The 18,881-nt window shown below is 71.1% G+C and carries 14 protein-coding genes; 11 read left to right on the top strand and 3 right to left on the bottom strand.

Annotated features, from left to right (window positions below):
• Window position 1: 1 nt before the first annotated feature.
• The 10 genes from ACQUQD_RS32000 to adhE all read left to right on the top strand — a co-directional run bounded on the left by ACQUQD_RS32000 (window position 2) and on the right by adhE (window position 12,386).
• Window positions 2–907 (top strand): amino acid ABC transporter permease, encoded by a 906-nt coding sequence (locus ACQUQD_RS32000; RefSeq protein WP_428955644.1) that lies wholly within the window; start codon window positions 2–4, stop codon window positions 905–907.
• Window positions 904–1,674: an amino acid ABC transporter ATP-binding protein gene (locus ACQUQD_RS32005; RefSeq protein WP_428955645.1), complete on the top strand. Its 771-nt coding sequence runs from the start codon at window positions 904–906 to the stop codon at window positions 1,672–1,674. The genes ACQUQD_RS32000 and ACQUQD_RS32005 overlap by 4 nt, the downstream gene beginning before the upstream one ends.
• Before the next feature lie 90 nt (window positions 1,675–1,764).
• Window positions 1,765–2,736 (top strand): ABC transporter substrate-binding protein, encoded by a 972-nt coding sequence (locus ACQUQD_RS32010; protein WP_428955646.1) that lies wholly within the window; start codon window positions 1,765–1,767, stop codon window positions 2,734–2,736.
• 40 nt (window positions 2,737–2,776) lie between these two features.
• Entirely contained in the window at window positions 2,777–3,856 is a 1,080-nt protein-coding gene (locus ACQUQD_RS32015; protein WP_428955647.1) for an LLM class flavin-dependent oxidoreductase, read from the top strand.
• Window positions 3,853–5,166 (top strand): LLM class flavin-dependent oxidoreductase, encoded by a 1,314-nt coding sequence (locus ACQUQD_RS32020; RefSeq protein ID WP_428955648.1) that lies wholly within the window; start codon window positions 3,853–3,855, stop codon window positions 5,164–5,166. Before ACQUQD_RS32015 ends, ACQUQD_RS32020 begins: the two co-directional genes overlap by 4 nt.
• Window positions 5,163–5,903 carry a DUF1684 domain-containing protein gene (locus tag ACQUQD_RS32025; protein ID WP_428955649.1) on the top strand — a complete coding sequence of 247 codons (741 nt, stop codon included), beginning with the start codon at window positions 5,163–5,165 and terminating at the stop codon, window positions 5,901–5,903. The genes ACQUQD_RS32020 and ACQUQD_RS32025 overlap by 4 nt, the downstream gene beginning before the upstream one ends.
• Window positions 5,904–6,155: 252 nt before the next feature.
• Window positions 6,156–7,061, top strand: coding sequence for a S1 family peptidase (locus ACQUQD_RS32030; RefSeq protein ID WP_428955650.1), 906 nt, complete (start codon window positions 6,156–6,158; stop codon window positions 7,059–7,061).
• Between the two features lie 183 nt (window positions 7,062–7,244).
• Window positions 7,245–8,099 carry a slipin family protein gene (locus ACQUQD_RS32035; protein WP_428955651.1) on the top strand — a complete coding sequence of 285 codons (855 nt, stop codon included), beginning with the start codon at window positions 7,245–7,247 and terminating at the stop codon, window positions 8,097–8,099.
• 337 nt (window positions 8,100–8,436) lie between these two features.
• Entirely contained in the window at window positions 8,437–9,519 is a 1,083-nt protein-coding gene (locus tag ACQUQD_RS32040; RefSeq protein ID WP_428955652.1) for a S1 family peptidase, read from the top strand.
• A gap of 251 nt (window positions 9,520–9,770) precedes the next feature.
• Window positions 9,771–12,386, top strand: a complete 2,616-nt coding sequence (gene adhE, locus ACQUQD_RS32045) for a bifunctional acetaldehyde-CoA/alcohol dehydrogenase (RefSeq protein WP_428955653.1) — start codon at window positions 9,771–9,773, stop codon at window positions 12,384–12,386.
• Here adhE and ACQUQD_RS32050 read toward each other — a convergent pair whose 3' ends face one another.
• The 3 genes from ACQUQD_RS32050 to ACQUQD_RS32060 all read right to left on the bottom strand — a co-directional run bounded on the left by ACQUQD_RS32050 (window position 12,387) and on the right by ACQUQD_RS32060 (window position 15,294).
• Window positions 12,387–13,538, bottom strand: a complete 1,152-nt coding sequence (locus tag ACQUQD_RS32050) for an AAA family ATPase (protein WP_428955654.1) — start codon at window positions 13,536–13,538, stop codon at window positions 12,387–12,389.
• Window positions 13,535–14,188 (bottom strand): acetate uptake transporter, encoded by a 654-nt coding sequence (locus ACQUQD_RS32055; protein ID WP_428955655.1) that lies wholly within the window; start codon window positions 14,186–14,188, stop codon window positions 13,535–13,537. The genes ACQUQD_RS32050 and ACQUQD_RS32055 overlap by 4 nt, the downstream gene beginning before the upstream one ends.
• Before the next feature lie 83 nt (window positions 14,189–14,271).
• Window positions 14,272–15,294 (bottom strand): DUF3533 domain-containing protein, encoded by a 1,023-nt coding sequence (locus tag ACQUQD_RS32060; RefSeq protein WP_428955656.1) that lies wholly within the window; start codon window positions 15,292–15,294, stop codon window positions 14,272–14,274.
• A 152-nt stretch (window positions 15,295–15,446) separates the two neighbouring features.
• Here ACQUQD_RS32060 and ACQUQD_RS32065 point away from each other — a divergent pair, with 152 nt between their 5' ends.
• Window positions 15,447–18,878, top strand: coding sequence for a DNA polymerase III subunit alpha (locus ACQUQD_RS32065; protein ID WP_428957713.1), 3,432 nt, complete (start codon window positions 15,447–15,449; stop codon window positions 18,876–18,878).
• Window positions 18,879–18,881 lie beyond the last annotated feature (3 nt).

Consider the following 18,881-nt stretch of genomic DNA (forward strand, 5'->3'; position numbering starts at 1 on the left):
TATGTCCCTGACCAGTGACCCACCCGTCAACAAAGGCGCCACAGTCGATGCAGCCGCCACCGCACCGCCCGCCGCCGATCACGCCCAGCTGAAAGTCGTCCCCGTACGCCACCCGTGGCGCTGGGTCGCCATCGCCGCGACCGCGGTGCTGCTCGCCCAGTTCGTCCACGGCCTGGTCACCAACTCCGGCTGGGAATGGGAGGTGTTCGGCGAGTTCTTCACCGCGGACGTCATCCTCAAGGCCGTCTGGACGACCCTTCAGCTCACCTTCTACGGCACGGCCCTCGGCTTCGCGCTCGGCATCGTCATCGCCTTCATGCGGCTGTCGCAGAGCCGGTTCCTGAAGGCGGTGGCCTTCGGCTACATCTGGGCGTTCCGCTCGATCCCGCTGATCGTGCAGCTGCTGTTCTGGTTCAACCTGGCCTACCTCTACAAGGAGCTGCAGTTCGGCATCCCCTTCGGGCCCGGCTTCTTCTCCTTCGACACGATGGGGCTCGTCGGAGCGATGAGCGCCGCCGTCCTCGGGCTCGCCCTGCACCAGGCCGCGTACGCCGCGGAGATCGTGCGCGGCGGCGTACTCGCCGTGGACAGCGGCCAGTTGGAGGCCGCGGCCGCGCTCGGCATCCCGCGCCTTCGGCAGATCCGCCGCATCGTGCTGCCGCAGGCGATGCGCTCGATCCTGCCGAACGCCGCCAACGAGGTCATCTCCCTCTTCAAGGGCACCTCGATCGTCTCCGTCATGGCGATCGGCGAACTCTTCTACCAGGTGCAGGTCATCTACGGCCGCAACGGCCGCGTGGTGCCCCTCCTCATGGTCGCCACCGCCTGGTACATCCTCCTGACCAGCGCGCTCTCCGTACTCCAGTACTACGTGGAGCGCCACTTCGCGAAAGGCACGACCCGATGAGCGCCGCCCCCGCCATGGTCGACATCAAGGCCGTCCACAAGAGCTTCGGACCGCTGGAGGTGCTGCGCGGCATCGACCTGGAGGTGCGCACCGGCGAGGTCACCGTCGTGCTCGGCCCGTCCGGCTCCGGCAAGTCGACGCTGCTGCGCACCATCAACCATCTGGAGAAGGTCGACAGCGGCTGGATCAGCGTCGACGGAGCCCTCGTCGGCTACCGCAGGTCCGGCGACAAGCTGTACGAGCTGCGCGAACGCGAGATCCTCAAGCAGCGCACCCACATCGGCTTCGTCTTCCAGAACTTCAACCTCTTCCCGCACCTGACGGTCCTGGAGAACGTCATCGAGGCCCCGGTCGCCGCGCTCAAGCGGCCCCGGGCCGAGGCCGTCGAGAGCGCCCGCCGGCTCCTCGACCGGGTCGGGCTCGGCGACAAGGCCGACACCTACCCCCGCCAGCTCTCCGGCGGCCAGCAGCAGCGCGTCGCCATCGCCCGTGCGCTCGCCCTGGAGCCGAAGCTGCTGCTGTTCGACGAGCCGACGTCCGCGCTCGACCCCGAACTGGTCGGCGAGGTCCTCGACGTCATCAAGGACCTGGCGCACCAGGGCACCACGATGATCGTCGTCACCCACGAGATCGGCTTCGCCCGCGAGGTCGCCGACACCGTCGTCTTCATGGACGAGGGCCGCATCGTCGAGCAGGGCGCCCCCGGCGACGTACTGGACGCCCCGCGCGAGGAGCGCACCAAGGCGTTCCTGTCGAAGGTCCTCTGAGCTCCCCTCGTCCCCTCTCGTCCCCCCTGGTTCCCCCCTCGTCCCCCCCCGTCACCCCGCCCGCACACCGAGCACCTCAGGAGTACTCCCATGCTGTCCCGTCGTACCCTCGCCGCCTCCGTCGCCGCGCTCGCCGTCGCCCCGCTGCTCGCCGCCTGCGGAGGTGACAGCGACGCCGCCACGACCACCGGCGGCGCCGGCACGAAGAAGGTCGGGAACATCAACATCGGCCCCGACCAGAACCGCATCCGCGGCAAGAAGGTCGACAAGATCGCCGCCCTGGTGCCCGAGGCGATCCGCGAGCGCGGCACGCTGCGGCTCGGCGGCAGCGCCGACGCCTCGCCACCGCTCGGCTTCTTCGCCACCGACGACAAGACCCGGATCGGCTCCGAGCTGGACATCGCCACGCTCGTCGCCGACACGCTCGGCCTCAAGCTCCAGCCGGAGCAGGTGAGTTGGGAGAACCTGTTCGTCGGCCTCGACAGCGGCAAGTTCGACGCGGTCTTCTCGAACGTGACGGTGACCGAGGAGCGCAAGGAGAAGTACGACTTCGCGACGTACCGGCTCGACAACATCGCCTTCGAGGCGAAGAAGGTCACGAGCTGGCGGGTCAAGGGGCCCAAGGACGTCGCGGGCAAGACCATCGCCGTGTCCTCCGGCACCAACCAGGAGAAGATCCTCGTCGACTGGAGCAAGCAGGACGAGAAGGCGGGCCTGAAGCCCGTCACCATCAAGTACTTCCAGAAGGACACGGACTACTATCTGGCGCTCCAGTCCGGCCGCATCGACGCCTACCTCGGCCCGAACCCGTCCGCCGCCTACCACGTGGCGTCCGCCGGGCAGTCGCAGATCATCGGCACCATCTCCGGCGGCGGCGACCTGGTGCAGGGCAAGATCGCGGCGACCACGAAGAAGGACAGCGGGCTCGTCGACGCGTACGCCGCCGCGCTGAACCACGTGATCGAGGACGGCTCGTACGCGCGCGTGCTCAAGCGCTGGGGCCTGTCGAGCGAGGCCGTGCCGAAGTCCGAGATCAACCCCAAGGGCCTGCCCAAGCCGTAGGGCCCTCAACTCGTCTGTCCTGCCGAAAGGTTACTCACCCATGACCAGCCAACCCGGCCGGGGTCTGCTGCACCTCGCCGCGGCCGTCGACCTGCCCGGCACCCATGACGCCGAGCCCTACCTCCAGCTGGCCCGGCTCGCCGAGCACGGCGCCCTCGACTTCGTCACGCTCCACGACACCTTCGCCGCGCCGGGCCTGGACGGCCTCTCCGTGCTGTCCAGGATCGCCCCGCACACCTCGCGCATCGGGCTCGTGCCGACCGTCACCACCACCCACACCGAGCCCTTCCACGTGCAGGCCGCCGTCGCCACGCTCGACTGGGTGAGCCGCGGCCGGGCCGGCTGGCGGCCCGACGTCTCGACGAGCGACGAGGAAGCCCGCCTCTTCGGGCGCAGGGACGCCGCCGCCCCCGCCGACCTCTGGCGCGAGGCCGGTGAAGTCGTCGACGCCGCACGGAAGTTGTGGGACAGCTGGGAGGACGACGCCGAGATCCGGGACGTCGCCACCGGACGGTTCGTCGACCGCGGCAAGCTCCACCACGCCGACTTCGAAGGGCGGACGTTCTCCGTGCGCGGCCCGTCCATCGTGCCGCGCCCGCCGCAGGGCAACCCCGTCGTCGTGGTCGACGCCACCCAGCCGTACGCGTACGACGTCGCGGCCCGGCACGCCGACGTCGCCCTCGTCGGCGTCGCCGAACCCGCGCAGCTCGCCGCCGCCCGCTCCGGGCTGCGTCGCCGCGCCGCCGAGCACGGCCGCGACCCCGACGGCCTGCGCGTCCTCGCCGCCCTGCGGATCGACCTCGGCAGCGGCGAGCACGCCGCCCAGCCCGGCCACGGCGGCGGCCCGCTGCCCACCGAGGACGGCCCGCTGTACCGCGGCGGCCCCGTCGACCTCGCCGAACTCATCACCGACTGGCACCGCTCGGGCGCCGTCGACGGCTTCCACCTGACGCCGCTCGATCCCCGCCGTGACCTGGAGCGCCTGGTCAACGGCACCGTGCCACTGCTCCAGCACCGCGCCCTGTTCCGCACGTTCTACCCGGGCAGCACGCTCAGGGAGCACCTGGGGCTCGCCCGGCCCGTCAACCAGTTCGCAGCCCTCGCGGGGGACCCGTCATGACCTCCACCCAGTCCGCACGCCGGCAGATCCACCTCGCCGCCCACTTCCCGGGCGTCAACAACACCACCGTCTGGGCCGACCCCCGGTCGAAGTCCCAGATCGACTTCGCGTCCTTCGAACACCTCGCCCGCACCGCGGAACGCGGCCTGTTCGACTTCTTCTTCCTCGCGGAAGGGCTGCGGCTGCGCGAGCACAAGGGACGCATCCACGACCTGGACGTGGTCGGCCGGCCCGAGTCCCTCACCGTCCTCAACGCCCTCGCCGCCGTCACCGACCGGCTCGGGCTCGCCGCCACCGTCAACGCCACCTTCAACGAGCCGTACGAGACCGCCCGCCGCTTCGCCTCCCTCGACCACCTCAGCGCGGGCCGCGCCGCCTGGAACGTGGTGACCTCCTCCGACGCGTTCACCGGCGAGAACTTCCGCCGCGGCGGCTACCTCGACCGGGCCGACCGCTACACCCGGGCCGCCGAATTCGTCGCCGTGGCACGGGAGTTGTGGGACGCGGGCACCGAGCGTCCGTTCCGGTACGACGGACAGCACTTCACCGTCGAAGGGAACTTCACCGTCCCGCGCCCGCCCCAGGGACACCCCGTCGTCATCCAGGCGGGCGACTCCGACGAGGGCCGCGAGTTCGCCGCGTCCGCCGCCGACGTCATCTTCACCCGGCACGGCACCCTGGAGGCGGGACGGGTCTTCTACGCCGACGTGAAGGCGCGGCTCGCGCAGTACGGGCGCCGGGCGGACGACCTCAAGATCATGCCGGGCGTCACGTTCGTGCTCGGCGACACCGCCGCCGAGGCGCAGGAGAAGGCCGCCGAGATCCGCCGGCAGCAGGTCTCCCCGCAGAACGCGATCCTCGCCCTGGAACAGATCTGGGGCGTCGACCTCTCCTCGTACGACCCGGACGGACCGCTGCCCGACATCGACCCGGTCGTCGGCTCCGGCCTGTCCCAGGGGCGTACGCACCGCGGCGACGTGCTCGCCGTCGCCGAGAAGTGGCGGGAGCTGTCCCGCGCCAAGGGCCTGTCCATCCGGCAGACCGTCATCGAGACGACCACCCGCCAGTCGTTCATCGGGACGCCCGACGCCGTCGCCGCCGAGTTGGACGCGTTCGTGCAGGGCGACGCCGCCGACGGCTTCATCCTCGTCCCGCATCTGACGCCCGGCGGGCTCGACGACTTCGTCGACAAGGTCGTTCCGCTGCTCCAGGAACGTGGCGCGTTCCGCACGGAATACGAGGGCAGCACGCTCCGCTCCCACCTGGGACTGCCCACACCCGCACCGCACCACGAAAGGACCACGGCATGAGTGACGCCGCCGACCTCTGGAAGCAGTGGCACGAAGAGAGGATCGCCGCCGTCTCCGCGCCCCACGGGCCCCTCTCGCTCGTCGGCACCCACTGGCTCGAGGATCATCCGGAGGGCCGACTTCCGGCCATCCCCGGCCAGTGGCGCGTGGACGGCGACGCGGTCGTGCACACCCTGGACGGACAGCAGACGCGGCTCGCCGCCGATGACGTCGTGGCGCTCGGTGAGCGCAGGCTCGTCGTCATCGCGCGCGAAGGCCTGTGGGCGGTACGGGATTTCGACCCGGCCGCGCCCGCCCGCACCGCCTTCACCGGCATCGACACCAGCCCCTACGACCCGCGCTGGTCGGTCGAGGGCCGCTTCACCCCGTACGACACAGCACGGGAGGTCCGTGTCGAGAACGCCGACGGGGTCGAGCGCGGACTCGGCCTCGCCGGGGAGCTGGCCTTCACGCTGGAGGGGCGGGAACACGTGCTGAAGGTGGCGCGGCAGGGCGACGGCCGGCTGTGGGCCGTGTTCGCCGACACCACCGGCGGAAGCACCACCTTCCGGTTCCGCTTCCTGTATCCGCCGGCGCCCGACGCACAGGGCCGCACCACCGTCGACCTGAACCGCGCGGTGCTCCCCAACTGCGCCTTCGCGGACCACTTCATCTGCCCGTTCCCGCCCCCGGGCAACACGCTTTCCGTGGGCGTCGAGGCGGGCGAACGGAACCTGACGGGGCCCGTCGCCGTCTGACACAGGAGCCCAGCCCCGGCGGCGTACGGAACGTACGTGGGAAGCCGTCGGGGCATGCCGTCGTGGATGCGGAGATCTGGCGGAAGTCCGAAAGGCACTCTTGTGCCGATCAGTTGACCCTCTGAATACTCCCGAACAGCGCTTGTCAGGAGCACGGCGTGTCCGGAATCCGGATTCCGCCGTCATCCTGGCTGCGCCTCACGGGCCCCGACCCCACGCGGGCCCCCGACTTCCCCTCGGGAGGAACGAGCAGTGAGGATCAAGCGCACCACCCCCCGCTCCGGCATAGCGAGACGGACCAGGCTGATCGCCGCAGGTTCCGGCTTCCTTGCCGCGGCAGCTTTCGCCGTCCCCTCGGCCCACGCCGCCGAAGCGCCCCAGGCCTTCAGCGCCGCCGAACTCACGCAGACCAGCGACGCGGTGCGCAGCGCCGACATCGCCGGTACCGCGTGGGCCGTCGACGCGAAGACCAAGCAGGTCGTCGTCACCGTCGACGACTCGGTCTCGCAGGCCGAGATCAGCCGCATCCAGAAGGAGGCCGGCGCCACCGCGGGCGCGCTCAAGATCGAGCGCACGGCGGGCACCTTCAAGAAGCTGATCTCCGGCGGCGACGCCATCTATGCGAGTAGCTGGCGCTGCTCGCTCGGCTTCAACGTCCAGGACAACAGCGGGAACTACTACTTCCTGACGGCCGGTCACTGCACCGACGGTGCGGGTACCTGGTGGTCCAACTCGGGGCACACGACGACCCTGGGCACCACCTCCGGGTCCAGCTTCCCCGGCAACGACTACGGCCTCGTGAAGTACACCAACAGCTCGGTGACCAAGTCCGGCACCGTCGGCAGCGTGGACATCACGCGCGCCGCCACGCCGTCCGTGGGCACCACGGTCACCCGGCGCGGCTCCACCACCGGCATCCACAGCGGCCGGGTCACCGCCCTGAACGCCACCGTCAACTACGGCGGCGGCGACATCGTCTCCGGCCTCATCCAGACCACGGTCTGTGCCGAGCCCGGCGACTCCGGCGGCCCGCTGTACGGCGGCAACACCGCGTACGGCCTGACCTCCGGCGGCAGCGGCAACTGCACGTCCGGCGGCACGACCTTCTTCCAGCCGGTCACCGAGGCGCTCAGCGCGTACGGGGTGCACGTCTACTGACCCCGCCGTCCGTGAGCCGTCACGTACGTCACTGAACCGCAGCCAGCAGCAGGAAGCCCCCGCCGGCCGATCCGTCCGGCGGGGGCTTCTCCCGTCACCCGGCTCTCCCGCCCCGGCCCCCGGCGGGGTTACGGTCGAAGCAGAGGCCGGTTGCGCCCACTTCGGACCCTGGGGGGCCGTGAGATGGTCGAGGAGCTCGTGGCCGCGGGAGTGGCCGTCGTCTGTGCCGGAGCGGTGTACGGGATGGCCGCGGCCAGAGTGGTCCGGCAGTACGAGCGCGGTGTGGTGTTCCGGCTCGGCAGACTCCGGCCGGCCGTGCGCGGGCCGGGGTTCACGATGATCGTGCCGCTGGTGGACCGGCTCCACAAGGTCAACATGCAGATCGTGACGATGCCGGTGCCCGCGCAGGACGGCATCACGCGGGACAACGTCACCGTGCGGGTGGACGCCGTCATCTACTTCAAGGTCGTCGACGCCGCCGAGGCCGTGGTGCAGGTGGAGGACTACCGGTTCGCCGTCTCGCAGATGGCGCAGACCTCGCTGCGGTCGATCATCGGCAAGAGCGACCTCGACGACCTGCTCTCCAACCGCGAGAAGCTCAACCAGGGCCTGGAGCTGATGATCGACAGTCCGGCCATCGGCTGGGGCGTGCAGATCGACCGCGTCGAGATCAAGGACGTGTCGCTGCCGGAGACCATGAAGCGGTCGATGGCCCGGCAGGCGGAGGCCGACCGGGAACGGCGGGCCCGCGTCATCAACGCAGACGCCGAACTGCAGGCGTCGAAGAAGCTCGCCGAGGCCGCCGGGGTCATGTCCGATCAGCCCGCCGCGCTGCAACTCCGGCTGCTCCAGACCGTGGTGGCGGTCGCCGCAGAGAAGAACTCGACGCTGGTGCTGCCCTTCCCGGTGGAGCTGCTGCGCTTCCTGGAGCGGGCCGCTCCCGGCGACGCGGGGCGCGCCGCCGAGGCGGCCGTCCAGCAGTTGACGGAGCTCGACCTGGACAAGGAGCCCCGGCCCGAGAAGAGAGACGCACCGTAGGAACACCCGCGTACGCCGGTGTCTCCCTCGTCCCGTGCCCCTGGACGGAGCCTGCGGCGGCGCAGTTCCGCGCCTTTGGCAAGGGGCGATTACCGGACAGGACTAGTCCTCACCCCCTGGAGGTTCCCCTGTGCACAGGGTGTTTGCAAAGGGGATCGACGTGCGGTGCAGCGGTGGCTGTCCGGCGGGCAGGGGCGCCCGGGGGTTGTCGTACGCGCGTCCTGAAGTCGACCTTGTGTGCCCCCTGTGACGCTCGGGATAGTGGGCGCGTCAGCCTCACGGATCCGGCCCACCCCCACATCGGGCCTGTTCCTAACCCCCCACAGGAGGACGTGAGTTGAAGCACCGACGCATACCCAAGCGGCGCGCCGCCGTGGTCGGAGCGGGAATCACCGCCCTGGTCGCCGCGGGCATCACCTTCCAGACTGCGAACGCCAGTACGGATACGCCGGATGTCGCGCCGCGGACCCTCTCCGTCGCGAAGGCCGGAAATCTCGCCTCGACCCTGACGAAGGACCTCGGCGCGGACTCGGCGGGCAGCTACTACGACGCCCGCGCCAAGCACCTCGTGGTCAACGTCCTGAACGCGGACGCCGCACAGGCGGTCGAGGCGGCCGGCGCGAAGGCCAGAGTCGTGGAGAACTCGCTCTCCGCGCTCAAGAGCGCCCGCACGACGCTGAAGAAGGACGCCACCATCCCCGGCACGTCCTGGGCCACCGACCCGGCCACCAACAAGGTGGTCGTCACCGCCGACCGTACGGTCAAGGGCGCGTCCTGGGACAAGCTGAGCAAGGTCGTCGACGGCCTCGGCGCCAAGGCCGAACTCAAGCGCACCCAGGGCGAGTTCAAGCCCTTCGTCGCGGGCGGCGACGCCATCAGCGGCGGCGGTGGCCGCTGCTCCCTCGGCTTCAACGTGGTCAAGGGCGGCGAGCCGTACTTCATCACGGCGGGACACTGCACCGAGGCGATCTCCACCTGGTCCGACTCCAGCGGCCAGGAGATCGGCACGAACGAGCAGTCCAGCTTCCCGGACAACGACTTCGGTCTCGTGAAGTACACCGCGGACGTCGCGCACCCGAGCGAGGTCAACCTCTACAACGGCTCCTCGCAGCAGATCACCAAGGCCGGTGACGCGACCGTCGGCCAGCAGGTGACCCGCTCCGGGTCCACCACCCAGGTCCACGACGGCACGGTGACCGGCCTGGACGCCACGGTCAACTACGGCAACGGCGACATCGTCAACGGTCTCATCCAGACCGACGTCTGCGCCGAGCCCGGTGACAGCGGCGGCTCGCTCTTCGCCGGCGACACGGCGCTCGGCCTCACCTCCGGCGGCAGCGGCGACTGCACGTCGGGCGGCGAGACGTTCTTCCAGCCGGTGCCGGAAGCGCTCTCCACGTTCGGCGCCGAAATCGGCTGATCCACGTCTGAGGGCACCCCGTATCCACGGGGTGCCCTTTTTCGCGGAAATTCTTGTGAAAGTTTTCACAAGCTCGCAAGGGGCTTTGGTCCCTGTGAATCGCCGCAGGTGGGGGAGGGTTCGAGAGGGCGTGCCGTGATCTTGAAGGGACCTTGTGCCTGCCTGGTCAGGCCCTTTTCGGCCCCACAGGCGAAGCGCTGAGGTGTGGAATTGAACCATCAGCGAAAAGGGCGCGAAAAAGGGAGCCTGCCGTGGAAACCGAGGGCAAGGTCGACGAACTGGTCGCAGCGGCGCGGGCGGCGCTCGCCCGGTTCGAGACGTTCGACCAGGAGCAGGTGGATCACATCGTCAAGAAGGCGTCGCTCGCGGCGCTCTCCCACCACGGGGACCTGGCGAAGGCCGCCGTCGAGGAGACCGGGCGCGGTCTGTTCGAGGACAAGGCGGTCAAGAACCTCTTCGCGTGCGAGCACGTCGTGAACTCGATGCGCGGCCTGAAGACGGCCGGTGTCGTCGCCCGCGACGAGATCAACGGCATCACCGAGATCGCCGAGCCGGTCGGCGTCATCTGCGCGATGACCCCCGTCACCAACCCCACCTCGACGACGATCTTCAAGGCGCTGATCGCCCTGAAGACCCGCAACCCGATCGTCTTCGCCTTCCACCCCAGCGCCCAGCAGTGCTCCGCCGAGGCCGCCCGCATCGTCCGTGACGCCGCGGTCGAGGCCGGAGCCCCGGAGAACTGCGTGCAGTGGATCGAGCAGCCCTCGATGGAGGCCACCGGCCTCCTCATGAACCACCCGGGCGTCTCCACCATCCTCGCCACCGGCGGCAACGCCATGGTCAAGGCCGCCTACTCCTGCGGCAAGCCCGCCCTCGGCGTCGGCGCGGGCAACGTCCCCGCCTACGTCGCCAAGGACGCCAAACTGCAGCGCGCCGTCCACGACATCGTCCTCTCCAAGGCCTTCGACAACGGCATGATCTGCGCCTCCGAACAGGCCGTGATCTTCGACCAGGAGATCTACGAGGACGGCATCGCCGAGCTGAAGCGGCTGAACGCCCACATCCTGACGGCCGCCGAGAAGACCAAGCTGGAGGAGTTCGTCTTCGGCACGACCGCCTACGGGACCGACTGCGCGGGCGCCAAGCTCAACGCGGCGGTCGTCGGCAGGTCGCCGGAGTGGATCGCCGAGCAGGCCGGCTTCGAAGTGCCCGCCGGCACCGCGGTCCTCGTCGCCGAGTGCGCCGAGGTCGGCCCCGGCGAGCCCCTCACCCGCGAGAAGCTCTCCCCGATCCTGGCCGCCCTGAAGGCGCGCGACACCGAGCACGGCCTCGAACTCGCCGCGCAGATGGTCGAGTTCAACGGGCTCGGGCACTCCGCCGCCATCCACACCGAGGACGAGGCCCTCGCCGAGGAGTTCGGCCGGCGCGTCAAGGCGGTCCGTGTCATCGTCAACTCGCCCTCCACCTTCGGCGGCATCGGCGACGTCTACAACGCCTTCCTCCCGTCGCTGACCCTGGGCTGCGGCTCCTACGGCCACAACTCGGTGTCCAACAACGTCTCGGCGGTCAACCTCCTCAACATCAAGCGGATCGGGCGGCGCAACACCAACATGCAGTGGTACAAGATCCCGCCGAAGATCTACTTCGAGCGCAACGCCATCAAGTACCTCGGCGAGATGGACGGCGTCAGCCGGGTCACGATCGTCACCGACAGGACCATGGGACGGATCGGCTTCGTCCAGAAGGTCACCGACATCCTCAACTCCCGCCAGGAGCCGGTCACTCTGCAGGTCATCGACACCGTCGAGCCCAACCCGGAGCTGGCCACCGTGCAGGCCGGTGCCGCCGCGATGCGGGACTTCCGCCCCGACACGATCGTCGCGCTCGGCGGCGGCTCCCCGATGGACGCCGCGAAGATCATGTGGCTGATGTACGAGCACCCGGAGATCGAGTTCGCGGACACCAAGGAGAAGTTCTTCGACATCCGCAAGCGGGCCTACACGTTCCCGCAGCTGGGCCAGAAGGCCAAGCTCGTCGCCGTCCCGACCACCTCGGGCACCGGCTCCGAGGTCACGCCGTTCGCCGTCATCTCCGACCCGGCCGCCGCCCAGAAGTACCCCCTCGCGGACTACGCGCTCACCCCGAACGTCGCCATCGTCGACCCGATGCTGCCGATGAACCTGCCGCCGACCGTCACCGCCGACTCCGGCTTCGACGCGCTGACCCACGCCACCGAGGCGTACGTCTCCGTCTACGCCAACGACTTCACCGACGGCCAGTGCCTCCAGGCCATCAAGCTCATCTTCGAGAACCTGGAAGCGTGCGTGACGGACGGCGCGAAGAACCCCGAGGCGCGCGAGAAGATGCACAACGCGTCGACCATCGCGGGCATGGCCTTCGCCAACGCCTTCCTCGGTCTGGTGCACGCCATGGCGCACACCCTGGGCAACACCTTCCACGTCGCCCACGGCCGCACCAACGCGCTGCTCCTGCCGCACGTCATCCGGCACAACGGCACCGTCTCCCACAAGGCCACCCCGTGGCCGAAGGCCGAGACCTACCGGGCGCCCGAGCGGCTCCAGGAGATCGCGAGGATGCTGGGCCTGCCGGCCGCGACCCCGGCCGAGGGCGTGGAGTCGTACGCCCGGGCCGTCGAGGAACTCCGCGACCGCTGCGGCATCCCGGCCTCCTTCCAGGCGGAGGGCGTCGAGGAGGCCGCGTTCATCGAGGCCCTGCCGCAGCAGGCCATGAACGCCTACGCCGACCAGTGCGCGCCCGCCAACCCGCGGATGCCGATGATCGACGACATGAAGCAGCTGATGCGGCAGGCGTACTACGGGAACCCGGAGGGTGCCCCGCAGGGCTGATCACCGCTTGGGCCAGTACCAGAGCGGTTCGTCCAGCAGTCCCTCACGCCCCGCCACCGTCGTCCGGCCGGACTCCTTGAGCAGTTCCACGGAGTTCAGGTCGACACGGTGGCGGGGCGCTTCGCGTGCCAGCGCGTCGGCCAGCGGCCGGGCGTGCGTGACCACGACGACCTGGGAGTCCTTGGCCGCGGCGAGGACCAAGTGGGCCAGCGGGGCGAGGAGTTCGGGATGCAGGCTGGTCTCCGGCTCGTTGAGGACCAGCAGCCCGGGCGGGCGCGGGGTGAGCAGCGCGGCCGCCCACAGCAGATAGCGCAGGGTGCCGTCGGAGAGCTCGGCCGGGCCCAGCGGACGCTTCAGGCCGCGCTGCGTGAGCTGGATCTCGAACCGGCCGCCCGTACCGTCCACGACCCGCACCCGGCTGCCGGGGAACGCGTCCGCGACGGCCTCGTCCAGCGCCTCGTCGTCGCCGGTCTCGCGGATCGTCTGGAGGGCGGCCGCCAGGTCCGCGCCGTCGGACGCGAGGACCGGGGTCCGGGTGCCGATGCGGGCGGCACGGGCCGGGGCGTCGGCGTCGGTGCGCACATGGTCGTAGAACCGCCAGGACCGGATCAGTTCCCGCAGCCGCAGCAGGTCGGGGGCCAGCTGCGGGTCGGCGATCTCACTGAGCATGCTGTCGTACGGGCGCAGGCCCTGCGTGCGGTGCCAGCCGCCGTCGGCGGTCCGGCTGCGTACGGCGGGGCCCGCGCGGTCGCAGAGCAGGGCGGCGGGGCGGAGCACCGGGCCCGCCCAGGTGCACTCGCGCTTGATCTCCGGGTCGAGCCGGAACATGGACTGCCCGCCGCCGGGCCGGGAGCCGCTGGACTGGGGCAGTCCGAAGTCGACCGCGTAGCCGAACTCGTCGCCCGCGAAACCGAGCCGGAGGCCGACCGGGCCCGCGTCGCGCTCGCCGGCCCACAGCACCGACGGCAGACCGCCCTCCTGCGCGAGCGCCGCGACCGCGCCGCCGCGTGCCGACGCGGCGAGCAGCCGCAGCGCCCGGTACAGGCTGGACTTCCCGGTGCCGTTGGCGCCGGTGATCACGTTCAGCCGGTCCAGCGGGACGATCAGCCGCCGCAGGGAGCGGTAGTTCTCGACGGCGAGAGTGGTGATCACGACTCGGTGGGGTCGGGCGGGGCCAGGAACCGGCCCATCGGCAGCACGGGCCGCCCCCACGTCGACGCCATGACCTGCCCGGCGAGCAGATACAGCGCCCCCAGCGTCGCGCCGAGCCCGAACCAGCCCGCGACCCGGTTCCAGCCGACCAGGCCCGTGAAGCCGTTGCAGGTCATCGCGACGAACACGACGAGCACACAGCTGAACGTCAGCAACAGCACCAGATGGATGCGCCAGCTCGCCAGCCACAGCACGAAGACGACGAACACCCAGGGCAGCGTGAACAGGCCCATCGCGTCGCCGCGCAGCGAGGGATCGAGGGAGGGGAGCACCCACAGCAGCATGAGCGCCTTCGCCATCCAGAACAGGCCGAAGCCGCCGAAGACCGTGGCGTGCCAGGTGTCGCCGCGCTGGGCCTGGAAGAGCCCGGCGAGCAGCTGCGCGAGGCCGCCGATGAAGAAGCCGACCACCGGGACGTCGGCGGCGGCCAGCTTCTCGGGGAAGATGCCCGCGTCGATTCCGGTGGCGATCATCGTGACGACGATGAAGCCGGTCAGCCCGAGCGGGCCGAGCTGGGCCTGCGCGGTCGGCTCCATGCGCTTGACGGAGACGGCCTGGGCCGCCGGTCCTGAGCGGTGCGGGAAGTTCAACGGGGGCGCCCTCTCGTCTGCCTGGTCTGTCCGGATGCGCGGGTGCGGGGTGTCGCTGGCCGGTCGCGCGGTTCCCCGCGCCCCTAGGGAGCCGTACTCACCCTGCGTCGTCTGTCGCGCAGGCCCGACACCAGCAGCGTCACCGCCACACCGACCACCGCCCACGCGGAGAGGACCAGCAGCGACTTCGTGACGTCGTTGCCCTGGAAGTACGCGATGGAGCGCGCCACCCAGGTGCCCGCGCCCGGCGGCAGCCAGGGCCCGATCGCCTGCCAGAACGGCGGCAGCATCGGCAGCGGGAACGCGCCGCCCGCGCTCGGGTTGCCCGCGACGACGATCAGCAGCACGGCCAGGCCGATGCCGACGATGCCGGTCAGCTCCTCCAGGGCGAGCGTGATCGCGCCGACCGCGAAGGTGACCAGCGCGCCGAGCCCGGCCAGCGCCCAGAAGGAGCCGGGCAGCGCGCCCAGGATCGAGTCGCCGATGATGAGCGAGCCGCCGATGCCGCCGACGATCGCGACGAGCGCCATGGCGCCGAGCCGGATCGCCGCGCGCTGCGGGCTCGCGGGCCTGGACCCGGCGCTGATCGACATGATCGAGGCGCACAGGTATCCGCCGACGCACCAGCCGACGACGAGATAGAACGCCGAGAGCCCGTCGAAGTCCTGCGCGGACGCGGGCGCCACGTCGACGGTCCGGACGGTCCGCTGCTCGGCGCCGTCGACCTTGGTGGCGAGCGTCTCCAGCGCGCTGGCCAGCACGGTGCCGCCGCCGGACGCGACGAGCAGGGTGTCCTTGGTGCCCCGCGGGTCGACGACCAGGGCGCCGTCGATCGTGCGGTCCATGATCTGCTGCCGCGCCGTCTTCTCGTCGGTGACCACCCGCGGGTCCAGCGGGGAGCCCGGCAGTTTCGACAGCTGCTGCTCGGTCTGCTGCGCGACCGCGGGCACCGGGGCGACGACGCCGAACGGCACGTCCTTCGGTTTCGGGTTGTGCAGCGCCCCCACGTACGAGGCGATGAACAGCAGCTGGAGGGCGAGCACGCCGATGACGAGGAGCGCGGCTCGGGGAGTGACGGCGTTCTTGAACTCGTCGGCGAACTTCATGCCCCCACGGTCCGGTGGCGGTCCCTGTCATGCAGTCGGGGTGGGCCGAACGGGTGCCCCTCGCTCACTGTCGTACACGCGTTCGAAAGTTGGTCTATGGTGGAGGTGGGGGAGGTGAGATCCGATTGGCTCGAGGTGTGCTGGAGGTGCGTGTGCCGGGCTTCACGCATCTGCACACCGTGTCCGGGTTCTCCGTGCGCTACGGCGCCACCCACCCGGAGCGGCTGGCCGAGCGCGCCGCCGAGCGGGGCATGGACGCCCTCGCCCTCACCGACCGGGACACCGTCGCCGGCAGCGTCCGGTTCGCCAAGGCGTGCGCCAAGCACGGGGTGCGCCCGCTGTTCGGCGCGGAGCTCGCGGTCGGCACGCCGGTCCTTCGACGGGACGGCGGCCGGCGCAGGCCACCGGTGCGCGGCGGCGCCTTCATCGACGAGTCGACCCCCCGGGTCACCTTCCTCGCCCGGGACGGGGCGCGCGGCTGGGCCGAACTCTGCCGCATGATCACCGCCGCGCACGCCGACGGCTCCCAGGACGTACGGCTGCCGTGGGAGGAGAACCACGGCGAGGGCCTCACCGTGCTGCTCGGGCCCGCCTCCGACGTGGGCCGCGCGCTCGCCGCCGGACGCCCCGACAAGGCGGCCGTGCTGCTCGCGCCCTGGCGCGAGATCCACGGCGACGCCCTGCGCCTCGAAGCCGTCCACCACGGCAGGAAGGGCACCGGGCCCGGCTCGCTGCGCCTCGCCGCCCGCACCGTGGGCTTCGCCGCCGAGCAGGGCGTGCGCCCCGTCCTGACCAACGACGTCCGGTACGCCGACCCGGGCGCGGGCCCCGTCGCCGACGTGCTGGACGCCGCGCGCCGCCTCGTGCCCGTCGACCCGACCAAGGAACTCGACAGCGGCGAACGCTGGCTGAAGGACACCGACGCCATGCTGCGCGAGGCCGAGCGGGTCGTGGAGGCGGCCGGGTTCCGCCGCGACACCGCCCACCGGCTGCTCGAACAGACCCGGGACACGGCCGCCGCCTGCCGCGTCGACCCCGAGGACGACCTGGGCATCGGCTCCGTGCGCTTCCCCGAACCGCACCTCGTCGGCGCCGGGCGGCGCACCGCGCAGCGCGTCCTCGCCTCGCGCGCGACGGCCGGCATGGTCCGCCTCGGCCACGCGGACGACCGTGCCCACTGGGAGCGGCTGCACCGCGAGCTGGACATCATCGCCCACTACGACTTCGCCTCCTACTTCCTGACGGTCGCTCAGGTCGTCGACGACGTGAAGGACATGGGCATCCGGGTCGCGGCCCGGGGATCCGGCGCCGGATCCCTCGTCAACTACCTGCTCGGCATCGCCAACGCCGACCCCGTCGAGCACGGCCTGCTCATGGAGCGCTTCCTGTCCAAGCGGCGCTCCGTCCTGCCCGACATCGACATCGACGTCGAGTCCGCGCGCCGCCTGGAGGTCTACCGCGCGATCCTCGACCGGTTCGGCGCCGAGCGCGTCGCCACCGTCGCGATGCCGGAGACCTACCGGGTGCGCCACGCGATACGCGACGTCGGCGCGGCCCTGTCCATGGACCCCGCCGACATCGACCGGATCGCCAAGGCGTTCCCGCACATCCGGGCGCGCGACGCCCGCTCGGCCATGGCGGAACTGCCCGAACTCAAGGAGATCGCCGGGGAGTTCGGTGACAAGACCCGCCTGTGGGACCTGGTCGAGGCGCTCGACGCGCTGCCGCGCGGCGTCGCCATGCATCCGTGCGGGGTACTGCTCTCCGACGCCTCGCTGCTCGCCCGCACCCCGGTCGTGCCGACCAGCGGCGAGGGCTTCCCCATGTCCCAGTTCGACAAGGAGGACGTGGAGGACCTCGGGCTGCTCAAACTGGACGTGCTCGGTGTGCGGATGCAGTCGGCGATGGCGCACGCCGCGGGCGAGATCGAGCGGGCGACCGGTACCTCCGTGGACCTCGACGCGGTACCGCCGGGCGACCCGGAGACGTACCGGCTCATCAAGTCCGCCGAGACGCTGGGCTGCTTCCAGATCGAGTCGCCGGGCCAGCGGGACCTGGTGGGGCGGCTGCAGCCCGCCACCTTCCACGACCTGGTCGTGGACATCTCGCTGTTCCGCCCCGGGCCCGTCGCCGCCGACATGGTGCGGCCCTTCATCGAGGCGCGGCACGGACGCGCGCCGATCCGCTACCCGCACCCGGACCTGGCGGACGCGCTGAAGGAGACCTACGGCGTCGTCGTCTTCCACGAACAGATCATCAAGATCGTCGACATCATGACGGGCTGCGGGCGCGACGAGGCCGACCGGGTGCGCAGAGGGCTCTCCGACCCCGAGTCGCAGGGGCGCATCCGGTTCTGGTTCGCACAGCACGCGACGGCGCGCGGCTACGACGCCGAGACCGTCGCGCGGACCTGGGAGATCGTCGAGGCGTTCGGCAGTTACGGCTTCTGCAAGGCGCACGCCGTGGCCTTCGCCGTCCCCACCTACCAGTCGGCGTGGCTGAAGGCCCATCACCCGGCGGCGTTCTATGCCGGGCTGCTCACGCACGATCCCGGGATGTACCCGAAACGGCTGCTGCTCGCCGACGCGCGGCGGCGGGGGGTGCCGGTGCTCCCGCTGGACGTGAACCGGTCCGCGGTCGCCCACCGTATCGAACTGGTGTCTGATGACGAACGGGACGTATGGGGCGTACGGCTCGCCCTGTCCGATGTGTACGGGATCAGTGAGGCGGAGGCCGCCCGGATCGAGGCGGGGCAGCCGTACGCCTCGCTGCTCGACTTCTGGGAGCGGGCCCGGCCGAGCCGCCCGCTCGCCACCCGGCTCGCACAGGTCGGCGCGCTCGACGCGTTCGGCGCCAACCGCCGTGATCTGCAACTGCACCTGGCGGAGCTGCAGCGCTCCGGGCGGGGCGCGCGCGGCGCGCAGCTGCCCCTGGCCGGCGGGCGGCACACGGCCCCGGCCGGGCTGCCCGACCTCGGCGACACGGAACGGCTCAGCGCCGAGCTCGGGGTGCTCGGGATGGACGCGTCGCGGCATCTCATGGGCGACTACGAGCAGTTCCTGCGGGAGCTCGGGGTCGTGTCGGCGCGGCGGCTGCGGGAGGCCGAGCATGGCCGGACCGTGCTGGTGGCCGGGGCCAAGGCGGCCACGCAGACCCCGCCGATCCGGTCCGGGAAGCGGGTCGTCTTCACCACCCTCGACGACGGTACGGGCCTCGTCGACCTCGCGTTCTTCGACGAGGCGCACGCCGCCTGCGCGCACACCGTCTTCCACTCGTGGCTGCTGCTCGTGCGCGGCACCGTGCAGCGGCGCGGGCCGCGCAGCCTGAGCGTCGTGGGGGAAGCGGCATGGAATCTCGCGGAGTTGACGGAGGTGTACCGGGAGAAAGGGCTCGACGAGGTGGCGCGGCGGATGGCCGCGCCGGGACCGGAGGAGGACCCGGCGCCGGACGGCGCGGACGGGCGGCGGATCCGGTTGTCCACCGGTTACGAGATGCACCCGTGGGCCGACCTGAAACCGGCCGGCGACGGAGTGCCGGGCAGTCAGCGCAAGTTGTGGCATCGCAGTCCGGGAAGTGCGGGGTGAGTT

Origin of the sequence: Streptomyces sp. cg35, from assembly GCF_050410835.1 — a bacterium.
Classification (GTDB): Bacteria; Actinomycetota; Actinomycetes; order Streptomycetales; family Streptomycetaceae; genus Streptomyces.